Origin of the sequence: Nitrosomonas eutropha (genome assembly GCF_003201195.1) — a bacterium.
Classification (GTDB): domain Bacteria; phylum Pseudomonadota; class Gammaproteobacteria; order Burkholderiales; family Nitrosomonadaceae; genus Nitrosomonas; species Nitrosomonas eutropha.
In genome coordinates, this window is sequence record NZ_QICQ01000007.1 from 61,776 (window position 1) to 79,183 (window position 17,408).

Below are 17,408 nucleotides of genomic sequence, written 5' to 3' on the forward strand. Positions count from 1 at the left end.
TTCCTCCCTTTAGATCAGGATCCCTCAATCCCCTGTCATTAGCTCCTCGATGGCGGGGGATTTCTTTTATCAATTATCGAGAATTAAATCGTTCTGTTGGCCTCAACAAAACGATGAAAACATTTCCGCAATAAATTTTTGACCCGCATGGATAGGGCATTTCAGGGTGGTCATGTTTCAATAATTGCGGAATAGATTTTAAAGATATACTTCTGATTTGCAACTGAATAACAGTGGCCTGTTAATCCGCAGGTCCCTGGTTCGAGCCCAGGTCGGGGAGCCATTTTAATCAAATGGTTGTATGTGTTCTTCTTTTTGTGGTATTTTCACAAACTGCTATTTTGTCGGGGCAGTTTCATCACCCTTCCTGTCTCCAATCATATATCTTTGTCATGATAACGCTTGCATGGCCGGGCTGCTTTATGTCCTGCCTTTATCACCTGATGATTCTGCCTCGTAGTGCCAGTGCTAGCTAGCTGATTCAAAATTTTTTCATTCATTTAGGGTGTTAGTTCAGATTATTTTAATTGCCATTATATTTACCCAGAGCTTCTAGGCGTGTGCTTCAGTAAGTGCAAGTTAGTCAAGCAAGCCTGCGACAAATACCTCGTCATTTTCTTTTCTTCAGGCAAGTCAAGGGTGTATTAAATACAGCAACTAATAATCAGAAGTGGTGAAATTACAGGTATTTATCTGTTTGTGGCCTGAATTTTTCCTGGCTATCTGTCAGTCTCTAGTTGATCACGTCTTCCGGGCGTATTGGCAAACATTTAGATTCGGGGTGTGTACTCGAAGAAATTTTTGAGAAACAGCATGAGAGTTATTGGGAGTAAGCAGAATAATCTTGCAAATATCATCAAACAGGCATAACTTATAAATAATAAGTGGCTAGATCGGAAGAAATTACAAGTCTGATGTAAATCTGAGTTTGATAAAAAACAGCAGAAAAGATATTAAATGTTTGGTGAGCCAAGGCTCCTTGATCGTAAACTACCGGCGAGTCGTCCTGTAAGGATACACAAACGTTATCGACTCTATAAGTCGTATCGATGTATTTGAGGTTTTGAGAGGAATAAAGTGGTTGCGGGGGCAGGATTTGAACCTACGACCTTCGGGTTATGAGCCCGACGAGCTGCCAGACTGCTCCACCCCGCGACTGAGCCCACAACTTTAAAGTATAAATTGATTTTAGTCAAATAATAATTTCTTGAGACTAAACAATTAATCAATGTTAATCTTGGCGTTTGTCGATTATTCCCATGTGAGGCTCAGGTTGTCCGTGCTGTCGTTCCTTCAGATAACGTTTTAGTGGATCATGAATTACACGAAAAGCGATATCGTCCCAAGGAATTTCCTGTTCTCCAAAAAGCCTGACTTCCAGACTCTCAATTCCCGGGGAAAAATCAAGATCCAGTAATTTTGCCTGGAATAAAAGATAAACCTGACTGATATGCGGCAGACTGTAAATTGCATAGAGTTCGCGAATTTCTACTCGGGCATTGGCTTCTTCGAAAGTCTCCCGCGTTGCACCCTGAGCCAGAGTTTCATTATTTTCCATGAATCCTGCGGGCAATGTCCACTTGCCTCGATGAGGTGCAATTGCTCGTTTACATAACAGAATCTTATTTTCCCATTCTGGAATACACCCAACAATTACTTTTGGGTTCTGATAATGGATGGCGTGACAGTTTGAACAGATGTAGCGTGGCAATGTGTCACCTTCCGGAATACGTAAAACTACTTTACTGCCACACTCGCTACAGAATTTCATGTCTGGAAAGATGTGATTAACGTGTTACTCTGAATTTAAATTCGGCAAGCCATTTGCCTGATTGATCCGTGGCTGTAACACGCCACGAACCCAATCTGTTCTGATTAAGTACCTTGCTGGAATAAGTGCGCCAGTCATTATTGCTAACCGGAAGCATAACCTTGGCGACACGTTTATCACGATAGTACCAATTGATAAATATTTTTCCACCTTTGAATTTATTAAAATGTAAAAAGAGGAAGATTGGTCGGCTTGACTTTCCCGCGAGTGAAATCCGGTTGATGTCATCAACCGGAGCTCTTTGTCGGATATTTGAAGTCAGTTGTGCTTTAACCAGACCAACAGGATAATTGATTTTTTGTGCACCACTTTCTGAGGATTGAAAAGCAGTGGCACCAGGCTTGGTTCCTGGTTTGATTGGTGGATCCGATGTGGCTGCAGAAATTGAATCAAATATCGGACTGGGTATATCTTCGATATGCTCAGGTTCGGTATGTATACCAGCGAGTTCATCGGCTCCTGGATTGCTCCCGGATGACTGGCTGGACGAAAGCTCGGTTATGGCTGAAACGGATTGTGCTGCCGGAACAGGGGGAATATCGGGATTGGCTGGAAGTACTGCTGATGAGGATATTTTGGCTGGATTTATCCCGGATTCTTTATCGCCAGATATCCAGTCTGAAGCCAGCCAGAAAAGCACTGCCAATACAAGCAACAGTACCAGCGATGCACCAATAATTCTGGGCCAGTTATATACATACACAAGGGGAGGGGCTGGTAATACAGGTTCTTTCGCCAGTTTCAGCAAGTCTTGCTCAGCTGCAGAGTGATCAATTGGCTGATCTAGCCGGATACGAATTTTTAACTGGGTATTGGACATAACGATCGGGTATTGTATGAAATTAACCAGCTGTTCAATAAGGACTTGGTAGTTCTATGAGACTGCTTTTAATACAATTACGAGCGATTACAAATTAGTTTTAGCAAGCAGAGCATCCCTTTCTTCTAACAGCTCCACCACTAGCGCAGCACCTGCTAGGTTAATATCCAGATCATGCTGCAGGCGATTAATAATTAACACACGTCTCAAACAAATTCCACTGAAAAACCAGTGTTCCGGTTTAGCTCCAACAGGTTCGAGAATGCCTTCATGCACCAGTGCTGTTACCCATTCAGTATCGACTTTACAAATCTGACAGAGCTCAAGCAGTGAAATCCCTTCACTTTCTTCAATAATAATGCCATTTAATATGCCGTGTTCCATATATGTCATAATCAAATATTGAATCTGGCTCGCGGGTTGAATGCGAGTTTCTGCTCCATCTCGCGATAAAGTGTTCGAGCTTGTTCACTATCAGCAGGAGGCAAAACAATCTGCAAAACTACATATAGATCACCCGGTAATGTGCTCGGGATTCCGCGTCCTTTCAAGCGCAATTTTTGGCCTGAACGGGAATTGGCTGGAATTTTTAGATCAACCTTACTGGTAGGGGTTGGAATCGGGATGGTGGTGCCCAGCGCAGCTTCCCAGGGCGCGACAGGCAACTCCATGAAAATATCTTTACCTTCCACGCTAAAGTGTGGATGAGACTTAAATACAATTTCGAGATATAGATCACCCGCCTTGCCTCGGCCTGCCCCGGGGCTTCCTTGGCCGGCCAGCCGAATATGCTGCCCCTGCTGTATTCCTTTGGGTATACGAACATTTAATGTGCGCTCCCGAATGTGTGGCCTTCCGTCCAGGCCGGGTTCCGTGTGTTGCAGAGTCAGGCTGCGAACACCCCCATTAAAGGAATCTTCCAGGTCTATCGAAATTTTTGCATGGGAATCTTCTCCTTGCAGGTTGAATCCCTGATTACTATGCCGCTGACCACCCTGGTTTCTCCCGAATAGCGCTTCGAAAAAACTGCTGAATTGTGAAGCTGCCGATTGTGTAAATTCACCTCCATGAAATTCAAATCCCTGATCCCATTCAGGTGGGGGTTGAAATTCCTGTCCGCTTTTCCAGCGTGTCCCCAGACGATCGTAGGCGGCCCGTTTTTCAGGATCCTTAAGTACTTCGTATGCCTCACCAATCTCTTTGAAACGTGTTTCAGCTTCCGATTCTTTGCTGACATCAGGGTGGTATTTGCGCGCCAGTTTACGATACGTCCGCTTGATATCGTCCTGTGTCGCATCGCGCGGAATGCCCATAATTTGATAATAATCCTTATATTCCATTTCTATTGTGTCCGGATGGAGTAAGTTATGTTGAAGCCGGCTAGAGTGTTATGCATCAGCACAGTGTACCCGGTCACGCCCGGATTCTTTGGCTTCATACAGCGCCGCATCTGCGCGAGCAATCAGATCATTCGGCGTTATATCATCGTAGTAACTTTGGGTAATACCGATACTCAGAGTAATGTGGGCTGGATGCTCCTTGAATGCAAGGCAGGCAGAGTTGACTTCGGCCCGGATCCGTTCTGCTGTTTTGATCGCTGCACTGGAGTTAGTTTCAGTCAGAATAACCACGAATTCATCCCCCCCATAACGTGCGGCATAGTCTATTGTTCTGATCGATTTCAGCAGGACGGAAGCTACCGTGACCAAAATCCTGTCGCCCACAATATGGCCAAGTTTATCATTTATGGTTTTGAAATAATCAATGTCTATCATCAGCAGGCAGAAGGGGCGGTCGTGGCGTTTGAATCTGGCTAGCTGTTCTGACAGGATGGTATCGAGTTTTGTGCGGTTATACAGGCCCGTCAGACCATCCGTGATTGAGAGTTTTTGCAGTAGTTGGTTTTGTTGCTGCATAGCCTGATTGGCAGTCATGATTTCTATATGCTTGTTGCGTAATGCCCTCGTCATTTGATTGAATATATCAGTAAGCTGCCCAACTTCATCTCTTCGCTTGGCTGGCAGATAAATATCCAAATTTCCTTCTACGATCCCTTTTACTGCGTTGATCAGCTGTTTCAGCGGTGTAACAATAGAATGTCCCATATACAAGGCTACGGCGGTTACAATAATGATAAGTATGCTGACAAACTCAAGAAAACGATTACGTAACTTTATCCATGCAGCTTGTATGGCACTGTGATCCTGCTCTACCAGGATCGTTACGGGAATATTTTCTGATGTATGGGCCAAGCCGATTGCTTTTGGATAAGATAATCCATCATAGGATATTGGTTCATCGAACATCTGAATTAATTCCCATTGATGCGGGCTTAATACTGCCTGGTGATCAACGCCGGGGGCGCTACCCAGCAATACCTTGCCATGCTGATCCAGTAGGACAATTTCACCTGACGAAAATTTCTTGATTTCAGCCAATCTGCTTTCGAAGGTTCCCAAATCCAGAGTGGCAGCGATAGCGCCTATTAACTGGCTGTCATACGACAGCACTGGATAAATAATACTAATAGTTGCTGTAGCAAAACGATCGTTCCAGGCGGGAGGGATGGCAATGGTTCCCGAAGTAAGGGAGGTATGCGTCCATTGTTCAGGGGGTTCGCGTACCTCAGGCGTACTAGTACTACTGCTTGCCACAATTTTTCGGGTGGCATCAAAAACAGTTAATTCAAGTACTTCATCTAGCTTTATCTGTACCGAGCGCAAATAACTGGCCATGACAGATTGCGTCTGCTTTACGGCACTAGCACTCTTGCTATCTGAAAACTGTTTTAAAGTAGTCAATCCCTCAATAACGGGGCTAGATGTTGATAATGCGCGGATGGCAAGCATATTTTCTTCTGCCCATTGATCCAGCTGGCGATTGGTGTTGTCAGCAAGTATGCGCAGTTCACGGGTAACGCTGTCGCTAATCAGCGCTTCATTCTGCTTGAATGACAATAGACTGAGGCTGATTGTAGGCAACAAAGTGGCAATCACAGCAAAAATTACAATCTTGCTTTTTATACTGTACAGAACCAGTCTCAAAATGAGTTAAACCATCATAAAGTGATAAAAATAGTATTGCTTGATATTTATTACAGCCAGCATTTCATGCCAATTACAGCAGTATCGTCATTTACTCGGAGAAAAGGAGGTCAAGCAACAGAAAAAAATAATTATTCTAATCGTACTCTTGGATCTGCAAAGGTGTAGGAAATATCTGTCAGTACCAATCCTGTGATATACAACAATGATCCCAGAAATACCATTGCGCGTACTACTGCAAAATCCTGTGATTGAATAGCGTCAATGGTGTAGCTGCCCAGTCCAGGAATACCAAAAAATGATTCAGTAATCAGTCCTCCAAGAAATAACAGCGGAATGACGACAACTGCCCCGGTTAATATGGGGATCATTGCATTCTTGAGCACATGCCTGAACAATACTATATTTTCCGATAATCCCTTGGCTCGGGCAGTACGTACATATTCCTTATTGATTTCTTCCAGGAAAAGGGTGCGATACCAGCGCGTATTGGCGCCGGCACTGCTGATGATACCCACAATAATGGGCAACAAAAGGAAGCGGGTGGCATCCAGCCCGCTGGCGTATCCGGATATGGGCACCAGGTGCCATAGCTTGCCGATCAAAAATTGGCCGGCAATGATATAAAACAGGCTAGAGATGGACATGAGCATGACACACAGGACGATGCCCCAAAAATCAATGTAGGTGGCCCGAAAGAAAACCATTATCAATGCGAAAGTAATGTAGGCCAGTAACCCGAGCAGAAATACAGGCAACGCAATAGCCAGGCTGGGCCACATGCGTGATTGAATCTCATGAGCGATATCACGCCCGTCATCGGCACGGCCAAAATCGAAAGCAAACATCGAAACGGATTTTTCAAAAAAAATAGTGTCGGTGAATTTCTCGATTCCGTAAGCAACGTTGTTGTAGAGCAGGGGTTTGTTGTAGCCATGTTCTTGTTTCCACTTCCAGATAGCTTCTTCTGTAACGTGTTTCGTCCCCAGATGCATGCGAGCCATATCGTCAGGAGTGTTCACTACAAAGAAAAGTGCAAATGTGATGAGATTGACGCCGACAAGTATCGGAATCGCATAAAACAGCCGACGAATAATGTAATTTAGCATTGAATCAAGCTATCTGTTTTTCAATATTCTGTGCTGTTCTTTACGGCGATAAGCTGCTCGCGCCGGGAATAGAATAATTATCAATAATACTATTCCTATGCCAATTGGCCATACTACCGGCGTATTCCATTCATGGCGCTTCTGATCACGTAATTCAGGGTTGATCCGGTAATATTTGATTGTGTTGTACGCCATTCTGTTAGGTTTCACATTCTGATACCAGGCATGGTACAAAGCGAAGATTTTTGGATGATAACCCCATAGCCAGGGAGCGTCTTCTCGTAAAATAGCAACCATCCGATCAATAATCTGTATACGCTCTGGGCCATGTTCCATATTTTTCATCTGCTCGAACAGCCGATTGTATTCAGCATTATCGTAATTGGCCGCATTTTCACCACTGTTATCCACTTTGCGCTGCGGCCCGTACAATAAAAACAGAAAGTTTTCCGGATCCGGATAATCTGCATTCCAGCCCCATTCAAAAATCTGTGCGTTCCCCTTGCGAATCTTGTCTTGGAAACGATTGTAATCGGTGCTGCGTACTACCAGCTGGATATTGAGTTTCTGAAACTGCATTCGCATCCAGTCCATGATTGATCTGTCATCTGCGCTACGTGCTGTGACGTCATAATACAGTACAAGCGGTTTACCGGTTCTACGACTGATCCCCCCGGGATAACCGGCTTCTGCAAGCAATGCTTGTGCTTGTTTGATTGATTTGCGCCGAACTTCCCCGTTATGCCATTCATAGGAAATCGGATTTATGCCTGCTTCACCTTCATGATAGCCTTCAATGCCCGGTGGAATGGGACCTTGCGCAGCAATACCACGGCCATTGGCAAAGATGGTCAAAAATTCTTCATAATTGACGGCTATAGAAATGGCCTGACGCAGTTTGCGCGCTGCCGCTTTTTCCTCAGGAGTACGGCCACCTACCACCGGATCAAGCATATTAAATCCCATGTAATAGGTGGATGGGGCTACTTCTGTTCCAAGACGAATACCTTGCGCCTCCATTTCTTCAGTGATGGCCGCTTCACCTTGTCCGGTTATCTGTACCGCTTGATCAAAGCTGTCCGAGCCAATACTGGAGGCATCGTAATATCCCTGTAAAAATTTATTCCAGTAGGGAATACTTTCCTTTTCACGGCTGAATATGATTTTATCTATGAATGGCAATGCTTTGCCGGCATCACGCAGCAAGCCATTTTCCATATCTTCCGGCATACCCTCATCCGGATAGTACTCGCCCTTGAAGTTCGGGTTGCGCTCCAGCACCATAATCTGGTTCGGGTTGTTTTCAGTTAGCATGTACGGACCGGTTCCAACCGGGTACCAGTCGAGTGTAAAATTCTTCTCGGCCATACCCGGTTGTGAGAAGAAGTGATCGGCTTCCCATGGAACTGGTGCAAAAAATGCCATGGTTAGCCAGTAGATAAATTGCGGATATTTACCCTTGATACGAATACGGTAAGTGTAATCATCTATCCGCTCGACTCCGGCCAAAGGAAATTTGCGTAAATCCAGGAAGCTGTTTTGGGGTTGGGTTTTATCTTGATCTCTTAAAGTTTCAGCATATTCGCGCAGCCCTATGATGTAATCTGCCATCAAGCCAAAGATAGGGGAGTGCAGTCGAGGATGGGCCAGTCGCTTGATCTGGTAGATAAAGTCATCGGCAATCAGTTCTCGTGTTCCTGTATGCTCAAAATCACTGATTTTTTGGACTGTCTGTATATCCTGCCGAGTCAATGCATGATAAAGCAGGTGTTGATGCTTATCCTGCGCGAATGCCGGGTGAGGTTGATAAAAAATACCGGATCTGATGGTGATTTCATAAACAGAGTAGGCGACATGAGCACCAGCCGAATTGGGAGGCAGTTGCACGCCATTGTCGTCCTGATAGCTTACAACGGGCATTTTGCTGGCTGTTTGAGGAATCAGAGTCAGCGGTCGTTTCAAGAAATGGTATTGCAAGGGGGGTTGATAAATCTGGGCGGTAAACAGGATTTCATTCGAACTGTACGACTGTACGGGATCCAGGTGTTTGGGACGCTCAGCAAAAGCATTGTAAAGAATGTTTTTACCAGAGTCCGAATCCGGGTATGGATTGTTCCAGACATCTGAACAACCGGATAGTATCAGGCACGGCATTAACAAGCTGATCTGGCATATTATTTTATTAAGTTTCATTTTCAGGTAGAAGCCGGCCAGTACAGAAAGGTAATTCGCGTCAATTACCCGTATCCAGTTTCTTTTCATGAACAATTGAGAGAGGTTAAATAACATCGGGGCTATATACAAAGACTCGAAGCTATATTGCAAATATGAGAAAATGGTCGTTTCAGGCTGTCGGATCATTATTCAAACTATCTGATATGCGCGAACTTTAATCCAACAAATATATTAAACACAACGTCATGATACCTCGTCCTATCCCGGAACCTAGTCCCGATCTGTATACCGAAGAAGAAGTTTCAAAACTGGTGCACGAATTTTATGCCAAGGCGAGAAAAGATGCTGCATTGGGCCCCATCTTTGAGGAGCATGTGATTGATTGGGATGCACATTTTGTGCAGATGATCAATTTCTGGTCAGCACAGTTACGTGGCACCAGCCGTTTTCGTGGTGCGCCCATGCCCAAGCATGTTGCTTTACCTGAGCTCAGCGCAGCATTATTTAGACGCTGGCTGCAGCTTTTCCGGGAAACGACCCATGAACTGGGGAATCCGGATCTGAAACAGCACGCAGATACCGTCGCTGAATTTATCGCCGGACGCCTCTGGATGGGCTATCAGATGAGTCATTTCCCGCATCGTGAGCCGGTTGGTCTTGATGCTGTAGAAGTATGAAAAATAATAAATCTACGCTACTGAGATCGTCATGGAACAGTCATCAGGCTGTCACGAGGTAGCTATCCAACCAGAGTATATTTCCGGTCGATCAGTCATCGAATTATTGGCATGCGTATAACCAGGCGGGCTGCAGCCAGCAAGGAGGAGCCAGTTGCGCTGACTATAGGGAATTTCGATGGTGTTCATCTTGGCCACCAGGCGATGATTGCGCGATTGAAGCGAGCAGCGCGTCGTTTGGGGGCTGCATCCTGCGTTATGACATTTGAGCCGCATCCTAGGGAGCTTCTTATGCCTGATCGTGCCCCTGCTCGATTGACAAATCTGCGTGAAAAGCTCGAGCTGCTGGCGAGTCTGGGTGTGGATCGAGTTCAGATTTATCGTTTCAATCATGCATTTGCGAAAATCAGCGCAGAATTGTTTGTTACACGCATTTTGTTGCAGGAAATGAACGTTTGCTGGTTGCTGGTAGGAGAGGATTTTTGCTTTGGTGCCCGGCGATCGGGAGATGTTGCCTTGTTGCAGAAATTATTTTCGGAATCAGGCGGGAGGGAGCTAGAGGTAATGTCCCCGGTTGTATTGGATGAATTGAGAGTTTCAAGTACGGCAGTTCGTCATGCGTTAGCGTCTGATGATCTTGATTTGGCAGCAGAACTCCTTGGGCGTCCTTTCACCATGGGCGGACGAGTTGTGGATGGTTTGAAGCTGGGGAAGAAACTGGGATTTCCAACCGCTAATATTCAACTAAAAGATCATCATCCGTTGTTAAATGGTATTTTTGTGGTGGAAGCAAGTTGGCGTAATGGCTCCGGTTTTACACAACGGGTGAGGGGAGTGGCCAGTCTGGGAGTTCGGCCAACTGTTCTCGAATATGCCCAGCCCGTACTTGAAGTACATCTGTTTGATTTTGATGAAGATATTTATGGGCAACGGTTGCGAATCGAGTTTTTGCAAAAACTCAGAGATGAGGAAAAATTCCCTGATATGGAAACGCTTGTGAAACAAATGGAACAGGACGTTGTCCACGCCAAAGCCTATTTTTCCCAAATGGATTCTTCCATGCATGCAACAGCTTGCCTGGATTGCTGATATGACGAACGATTATAAAAAAACACTAAACCTGCCTGATACGCCTTTTCCTATGCGTGGAGATCTGGCTCGGCGTGAACCCGTCATGCTCAAGGCCTGGCAGGAAAAAAATCTTTACCAGAAAATCAGGGCTGCCAGTCAGGGACGGCCGAAATTTATTCTGCATGATGGTCCACCCTATGCAAATGGTGATATTCATATCGGCCACGCTGTCAATAAAATCCTCAAGGACATCGTTGTCAAGAGTAAAACTTTGTCTGGCTTTGATGCACCTTATATTCCAGGATGGGATTGTCATGGTCTGCCCATCGAACACCAGATTGAGAAGAAGCATGGCAAACATTTGCCGGCGGATCAGGTGCGCAAGCTGTGCCGAGCTTTCGCGCAGCAACAGGTAGATCGACAAAAAGCTGATTTCATGCGACTAGGGGTACTGGGTGACTGGGAGTATCCTTACCTTACGATGAATTATGCAACTGAGGCTGGCATTATCCGTGCGCTTGGGAAAATTTATCGCAATGGTCATCTTTATCAGGGGCAAAAACCGGTCAACTGGTGTATCGACTGTGGCTCAGCCTTGGCAGAAGCTGAGGTGGAGTATGAAAACAAGCGTTCGCCAGCGATTGATGTTGGCTTTGAAGTGGCAAACGAGCAGGATGCTTATCACCAGCTTGCCGCGGCAATGCATATACAGATTCCAGATGGTACCCGTATTCTTGCCGTGATCTGGACGACGACGCCGTGGACGCTTCCTGCTAATCAGGCGGTATGTATACATCCCGAGTTCGAGTACAGTCTGATCAGTACCGCCCAGGGGTGGCTGTTGCTGGCTTCCGAGTTGGTAGATACTTGTCTTGCCCGTTACCAGCTTGAAGGGCAGGTAATGGCAACTTGCAAGGGGCAGGCACTGGAGGGGTTGCCCTTACACCATCCTTTTGCAGATCGCACCGTTAAAATAATCTGCGGACAACATGTAACGCTGGAAGCCGGTACAGGTCTTGTTCATACCGCACCTGCGCACGGCCTGGACGACTATTTTGTTGGCCAGCAGTATGGGTTGCCCAGTGATAGCCCGGTCAAGGGGGACGGTAAATTCCGGGAGGAAATTCCACTGGTTGGCGGGTTGTTTGTCTGGAAAGCCAATGCTGTTGTAATTGATGCACTGCAAGCGGATGACCATCTGTTGCATGTGGAAGAAATTGAGCACAGTTACCCACACTGCTGGCGCCATAAAACACCAATTATTTTCCGTGCGACACCGCAGTGGTTTATTGGTATGCAGCAATCCGCTGATTCGCACTCTCCCGAAAAATTATTACGTGACCTTGCTATTCATTCAGTGGAACTCACCCGTTTCTATCCAGCATGGGGCAGGGCGCGGTTGGAAGCAATGATTGGGAACCGCCCTGACTGGTGTATTTCTCGCCAGCGCAACTGGGGAGTGCCGATGACCTTTTTTATCCACAAGGAAACGCATGCATTGCATCCCCAGACGCAGGAGTTGCTGGAGAAAGTGGCCGATCTGGTTGAGCAACAGGGGATTGAAGCATGGTTTAGCCTTGATGCGGCTGAGTTGCTGGGAGAAGAAGCACAACATTACCAAAAGCTGACAGACACACTGGATGTCTGGTTTGATTCTGGCACCACGCATGAAACTGTACTAAAAACGAATCCACAGTTAAAGCACCCGGCTGATCTTTACCTGGAGGGCTCTGATCAGCATCGTGGCTGGTTTCAGTCGTCGCTGCTGACAGGGTGTGCGATTGACGGCTATGCGCCTTACTCTGCCCTGCTTACGCATGGTTTTGTAGTGGATGGGCAAGGTTACAAAATGAGTAAATCGAAAGGTAACGTCATTGCTCCGCAAAAAATTGCTGATACGCTCGGTGCTGATATTTTGCGGCTGTGGGTAGCTTCTACCGATTACTCCGGAGAATTGTCCATCTCCGATGAAATCCTTAAGCGCACGGTTGAAACCTATCGACGCATCCGCAATACCCTGCGTTTTCTACTGGCCAATCTGGCTGATTTCGACCCGGTTACAGATGCATTGCCACCGCAGGAATGGATAGAAATTGACCGTTACATGCTCGTCTATACTGAAGCATTGCAGAATGAGCTTATCCGGCTTTATGAACGTTATGAATTCCATCAGGCGGTTGCCCGGTTACATCATTTTTGCTCCGAAGATCTGGGAGGGTTCTATCTGGATATCCTCAAAGATCGTCTCTATACCACGATGATGGATGGGATTCCACGACGCTCTGCCCAGAGTGCGCTCTATCACATAGTGCACAGTCTCGCACGTCTGCTTGCACCAGCGCTGAGCTTTACTGCAGAAGAAGTCTGGCAGCAACTGAGTGGATCGACGGATGACAGTATTTTTTTGCATACCTGGCATCGTTTCCCGGAGCAGCCGGGAGATGCGCAAATTCTGATCCAGCGCTGGCAGCAGTTGCGTGAGTTGCGCGCTCGGGTGTTGAAACAACTGGAAGATGCGCGTATTCAGGGAAAAATTGGTTCATCACTTGCTGCTACAGTAGAAATTTGCACAATCGGGGAAAACTATACATTGCTCGATTCGCTGGAAGACGATCTCAGATTCGTACTGATCACGTCTGAAGTCCATTTGCAGCATGTAGATAAGGCTACTAAAGAAACAATTATTGTAACTGCCAGTTCTCATCAGAAATGTGAGCGTTGCTGGCATTATCGGCAGGATGTGGGGTCGATTGCTGAACATCCATCACTGTGTAGTCGTTGTGTGAGCAATCTTTCGGGGCCTGGTGAACACCGGCGCTATGCCTGATTCCTGTGAAGAATCACTGGGAAAATATATAGGGGTGCGTGATGAAACTGTATTTCAGTCTGAGTTTAGCCACAATCATCCTGATGCTGGATTTACTCAGCAAACGCTGGGTTGAGCTTAATTTATCGTATGGTCAGCAGATTGTCATCACTGAATTCTTCAATCTTGTACTTGCCTACAATGCAGGAGCAGCCTTCAGTTTTCTGAGTAATGCTTCTGGCTGGCAGCGCTGGTTTTTGAGCGCAATTGCTCTTCTTGTATCAGCTCTGATTATTTATCTGTTGTACAAGAACACAACAAACCGGCTGTTTTGTATTGCGTTGAGCTTTATTCTAGGGGGGGCATTGGGCAATCTCTGGGATCGGATTATGCTGGGGCATGTTGTCGATTTTCTGGATTTTCACGTGAGTGGTTATCATTGGCCAGCATTTAATCTTGCTGATTCAGCCATAGTCTGCGGAGCGTGCTTGTTGATTCTGGACGGGATCCTGAATAGACAGAACGATTCTATTCAGGAAGGGTGAGACAGAATCTTCAGGGATTTGTCTGTGATCAGCGCGAACTGATTTACCTTACCATATTAGGATCAATGGTCTATCCTGCCTACTACCAGGATACCATCATGGCAGCGAGATTCTAACCACGTCATATAAGTACATTCAACGATAAAGGAAACAAAACCAGATCATGTCGAACGGCCCTGTCAAAATTGATGGAGCAATAGTACGCAAAACACCTTATGGCATGCTGCGTGAACCGACCTTCTCGGGCATACTTTCTTTTATGCGTTGCAGTTTTCGGAAAGACTTGACAGGTGCCGAGCTGGTGATCAGCGATATTCCACTGGATTTGGCGGTATCTTACCGTTCTGGCGCCCGGTTCGGACCACTGGGAATTCGCCAGGCTTCCGCTGAAGTGGCTTCGCTCAAACCTTATCCATGGGGATTTGATCCATTCGAAAATCTTGCTGTGATCGATTTTGGAGACTGCTTTCTTGATGTACATAATCCAATGTCGATTCATGAGGCGATTATCGATCATGCCCGACATATTCTGGCATCTGGTGCGCGCATGTTGACGTTCGGTGGTGATCACTCTATTTCTTATCCGTTGTTGAAAGCACATGTAGAGAAAACTGGCACTCCACTGTCTTTAATCCATTTTGATGCGCATTGTGATACCTGGCCAGATAATTCTCCAGCTTCACTGAATCATGGTTCCATGTTTTACAAAGCAGTGCAGGATGGTTTGATTGATATCAAGCATTCGGTACAGATTGGTATTCGTACCTGGAATGATGATTTCATGGGGATTAATATTCTGGATGCTGATCGAGTACATCGGGAGGGGACAGATGCAGTGGTTGCAGAAATTGAACGTATCGTCGGTAATCAGCCAGCCTATTTTACGTTTGATATCGATTGCCTTGATCCTGCTTATGCGCCGGGCACAGGCACACCGGTTTGTGGGGGGTTATCAACCGCACAGGCGTTATCAATCATTCGCAGGCTTACTGCAATCAACCTGATTGGAATGGATATCGTAGAAGTATCTCCGCCCTATGATCACAGTCAGATAACCGCACTGGCTGCAGCACATATTGCTTGCGACTTGATTTGTCTGCTGGCAAAACGCAAAGCTGACGGGCTGTTGTAAATCCTGCTTGAATATGTGGACAGATTCATGTGTTCCGTACCAAACAGCAAGATCAGAATTTATATCCGCGATGCAGTGCTACAACGCCCGCTGTCAGATTGAAATATTCAACCCGTTCAAATCCAACCTGTTGCATGAGCTGTTTCAGATCTTCCTGGGAGGGATGCATCCGAATAGATTCTGCGAGATAGCGGTAACTGGCATCGTCACGGGTAACAATTTTCCCCATAAACGGGAGAGCCTTAAATGAGTAAGTGTCATACAAAGGCTGCAGTGGTTTCCACACCTTGGAAAACTCCAGCACGATGAGCGAACCACCCGGGGATAACACACGCCACATTTCCCGGAGAGCAATATCTTTATGTGTCATGTTCCTCAAACCAAAAGCGACACAAACCCGATCAAAATAATTATCCGGGAAGGGTAGTTTTTCAGCATCACATTGAGCAACCGGTACGCTTTTACCATCATTCAGCATACGATCACGGCCAATTGACAGCATGGAATTGTTGATGTCGGTCAGCCAGACTTCCCCTGCGTCACCTACTTTCTCCCGGAATAAAGCGGTTAAATCAGCGGTTCCACCGGCAATATCCAATACCTTGTCACCTCTTCTCGCACCGCTGACATCGATTGCAAATTTTTTCCACAGACGATGCAATCCCATGGACATCAGGTCATTCATCAGGTTATAACGTGCTGCTACCGAATGGAAGACTTCTGCAACCTTACGAGCTTTTTCTGTTTCTGAAACAGTTGTAAAACCAAAGTGTGTGGCATTCATTATTCTGAGGATATATTCCGAATGAGTAATTAATGTTTAGCGGAAAGTATTGCTATTTTACTTCGCGGCTACTGCCGGAAGCTCCCAGTCGTTGCAGGTAATTTTGCCACATGATTTCTTGGTTCAAGCCATAATCATAAAGTAAGTCCCATGAATACAATCCAGTATTGTGGCCATCAGAAAAATCCAGCCTCACAGCATACCGGCCAACTGGTTCAATATGTGTGATAGTTACATCCTTTTTACCGGTTTGTAAAACTTCCTGGCCGGGCTCGTGGCCACGTACCTCAGCAGAAGGTGAATAAACTCGCAGGAATTCACAGTGAAATCTGAAGGATTTCCCATCGTTGAAGGTTACACTTAACACTCCTGATTTACGATACAACTTTAACTCTGTAGGAATGGGTGTTTGTGGATTGAGTCCAGCCATAAAATCAAAAATTTTTTATTCGAGATACCAAAAACAACATCATGGCACAGCTTCTTCCTGAGGTTTACGTTCAATTTTGACCAGATCTTCTCGCTTGGCTCCCAGTAATAGAAGTATCGGGCTGGCAATCATGATGGAGGAATAAATACCGAACAAAATGCCAATTGTGAGTGCTAACGCAAAATTATGTAATGCCTCTCCACCAAATAAAAGCATAGAGATCACAACCAGTTGTGTGCTTCCGTGAGTAATTACGGTGCGCGACATAGTTTCGGTAATAGCGTTATTAATTACTCTCGTTACATCTGCTTTACGTAATTTGCGGAAATTTTCTCGAATCCGATCAGAGATGACTACAGACTCATTTACCGAATAGCCCAGGATAGCCAGTACAGCAGCCAGAACAGTCAGGTCGAATTCCCACTGAAAAAAGGAGAAACAACCCAGAATAATTAATACGTCATGCAGGTTGGCAATAATACAAGAAACACCAAATTTCCATTCAAATCGGAAAGCCAGATAGGCAACTATGCCCATGGAAACAAACAGCATTGCCAGCAAGCCATTTTCCAATAACTCATCTCCAACCTGCGGACCTACGAATTCCACCCGCCTCATTTCAACTGAGGGATCATCCTTTTTGAGCGCTGTCATAACAGTCTCGGACAAATTGCCCCCGGTGTGTTCTGCCTTGACAGGAAGTCTGATGATGACATCCCGGGATGTCCCGAAATTCTGCACAATTGCATCAGGCATTCCGATGCTGGCAAGGACTTTGCGGGTTTTATCGAGATCAGCAGGCTGTTGGTAGCTGATTTCCATCACGGTGCCGCCAGTAAAATCTACTGCAAGATTCAATCCCTTTGTGACGAGAGAATAAATCGCCAGGATGGAGATGATCAGGGAAAAAGTCATTGATAATTTTCCCCAGCGAGTAAAAGGAATATCGCGTTCGAATCTGAAAAAATCCATGGTTATCCAGTT

At 45.8% G+C, this 17,408-nt stretch carries 15 protein-coding genes and 1 tRNA gene; 5 read left to right on the forward strand and 11 right to left on the reverse strand.

Annotated elements, in window-relative coordinates; translation table 11 throughout:
• Window positions 1-1,078 precede the first annotated feature (1,078 nt).
• From C8R14_RS04095 to C8R14_RS04130, 8 genes are all read right to left on the reverse strand, one after another.
• Window positions 1,079-1,155, reverse strand: a tRNA-Met gene (locus tag C8R14_RS04095).
• A gap of 76 nt (window positions 1,156-1,231) precedes the next feature.
• Window positions 1,232-1,771 (reverse strand): NUDIX hydrolase, encoded by a 540-nt coding sequence (locus C8R14_RS04100; RefSeq protein ID WP_011634500.1) that lies wholly within the window; start codon window positions 1,769-1,771, stop codon window positions 1,232-1,234.
• 16 nt (window positions 1,772-1,787) lie between these two features.
• Window positions 1,788-2,651: a DUF2914 domain-containing protein gene (locus C8R14_RS04105; protein ID WP_011634499.1), complete on the reverse strand. Its 864-nt coding sequence runs from the start codon at window positions 2,649-2,651 to the stop codon at window positions 1,788-1,790.
• A gap of 87 nt (window positions 2,652-2,738) precedes the next feature.
• Complete coding sequence (locus tag C8R14_RS04110; protein ID WP_011634498.1) at window positions 2,739-3,044, reverse strand: chaperone modulator CbpM; 306 nt, start codon at window positions 3,042-3,044, stop codon at window positions 2,739-2,741.
• Window positions 3,045-3,046: 2 nt separating this feature from the next.
• On the reverse strand, window positions 3,047-3,991 hold the full coding sequence (locus C8R14_RS04115; RefSeq protein WP_011634497.1) for a DnaJ C-terminal domain-containing protein: 945 nt from the start codon (window positions 3,989-3,991) through the stop codon (window positions 3,047-3,049).
• Between the two features lie 48 nt (window positions 3,992-4,039).
• Window positions 4,040-5,695 (reverse strand): sensor domain-containing diguanylate cyclase, encoded by a 1,656-nt coding sequence (locus tag C8R14_RS04120; RefSeq protein ID WP_011634496.1) that lies wholly within the window; start codon window positions 5,693-5,695, stop codon window positions 4,040-4,042.
• A 131-nt stretch (window positions 5,696-5,826) separates the two neighbouring features.
• Window positions 5,827-6,804, reverse strand: a complete 978-nt coding sequence (locus tag C8R14_RS04125; protein WP_011634495.1) for an ABC transporter permease — start codon at window positions 6,802-6,804, stop codon at window positions 5,827-5,829.
• Window positions 6,805-6,813: 9 nt separating this feature from the next.
• Window positions 6,814-8,958 (reverse strand): ABC transporter substrate-binding protein, encoded by a 2,145-nt coding sequence (locus C8R14_RS04130; RefSeq protein WP_011634494.1) that lies wholly within the window; start codon window positions 8,956-8,958, stop codon window positions 6,814-6,816.
• 266 nt (window positions 8,959-9,224) lie between these two features.
• Between C8R14_RS04130 and C8R14_RS04135 the strand changes: the two genes are divergently transcribed.
• The 5 genes from C8R14_RS04135 to speB all read left to right on the forward strand — a co-directional run bounded on the left by C8R14_RS04135 (window position 9,225) and on the right by speB (window position 15,210).
• Window positions 9,225-9,656 carry a group III truncated hemoglobin gene (locus tag C8R14_RS04135; protein WP_011634493.1) on the forward strand — a complete coding sequence of 144 codons (432 nt, stop codon included), beginning with the start codon at window positions 9,225-9,227 and terminating at the stop codon, window positions 9,654-9,656.
• A gap of 111 nt (window positions 9,657-9,767) precedes the next feature.
• Window positions 9,768-10,745: a bifunctional riboflavin kinase/FAD synthetase gene (locus C8R14_RS04140; protein ID WP_011634492.1), complete on the forward strand. Its 978-nt coding sequence runs from the start codon at window positions 9,768-9,770 to the stop codon at window positions 10,743-10,745.
• A gap of 1 nt (window position 10,746) precedes the next feature.
• Window positions 10,747-13,554, forward strand: coding sequence for an isoleucine--tRNA ligase (ileS, locus tag C8R14_RS04145; protein WP_011634491.1), 2,808 nt, complete (start codon window positions 10,747-10,749; stop codon window positions 13,552-13,554).
• 41 nt (window positions 13,555-13,595) lie between these two features.
• A complete protein-coding gene (lspA, locus tag C8R14_RS04150; protein WP_011634490.1) occupies window positions 13,596-14,078 on the forward strand; it encodes a signal peptidase II in 483 nt (160 codons plus the stop codon).
• A 163-nt stretch (window positions 14,079-14,241) separates the two neighbouring features.
• On the forward strand, window positions 14,242-15,210 hold the full coding sequence (gene speB / locus C8R14_RS04155) for an agmatinase (protein WP_011634489.1): 969 nt from the start codon (window positions 14,242-14,244) through the stop codon (window positions 15,208-15,210).
• A 52-nt stretch (window positions 15,211-15,262) separates the two neighbouring features.
• On the opposite strand, the gene ubiE is transcribed toward speB, so the two are convergent.
• Genes ubiE through secF form a run of 3 tightly spaced genes read right to left on the reverse strand, consistent with a single transcriptional unit; the run spans window position 15,263 to window position 17,396 of the window.
• Window positions 15,263-15,997 (reverse strand): bifunctional demethylmenaquinone methyltransferase/2-methoxy-6-polyprenyl-1,4-benzoquinol methylase UbiE, encoded by a 735-nt coding sequence (gene ubiE, locus C8R14_RS04160; protein WP_110332562.1) that lies wholly within the window; start codon window positions 15,995-15,997, stop codon window positions 15,263-15,265.
• 49 nt (window positions 15,998-16,046) lie between these two features.
• Complete coding sequence (locus C8R14_RS04165) at window positions 16,047-16,424, reverse strand: gamma-butyrobetaine hydroxylase family protein (protein ID WP_011634487.1); 378 nt, start codon at window positions 16,422-16,424, stop codon at window positions 16,047-16,049.
• A gap of 39 nt (window positions 16,425-16,463) precedes the next feature.
• On the reverse strand, window positions 16,464-17,396 hold the full coding sequence (gene secF, locus C8R14_RS04170; RefSeq protein WP_011634486.1) for a protein translocase subunit SecF: 933 nt from the start codon (window positions 17,394-17,396) through the stop codon (window positions 16,464-16,466).
• Window positions 17,397-17,408: the final 12 nt, after the last annotated feature.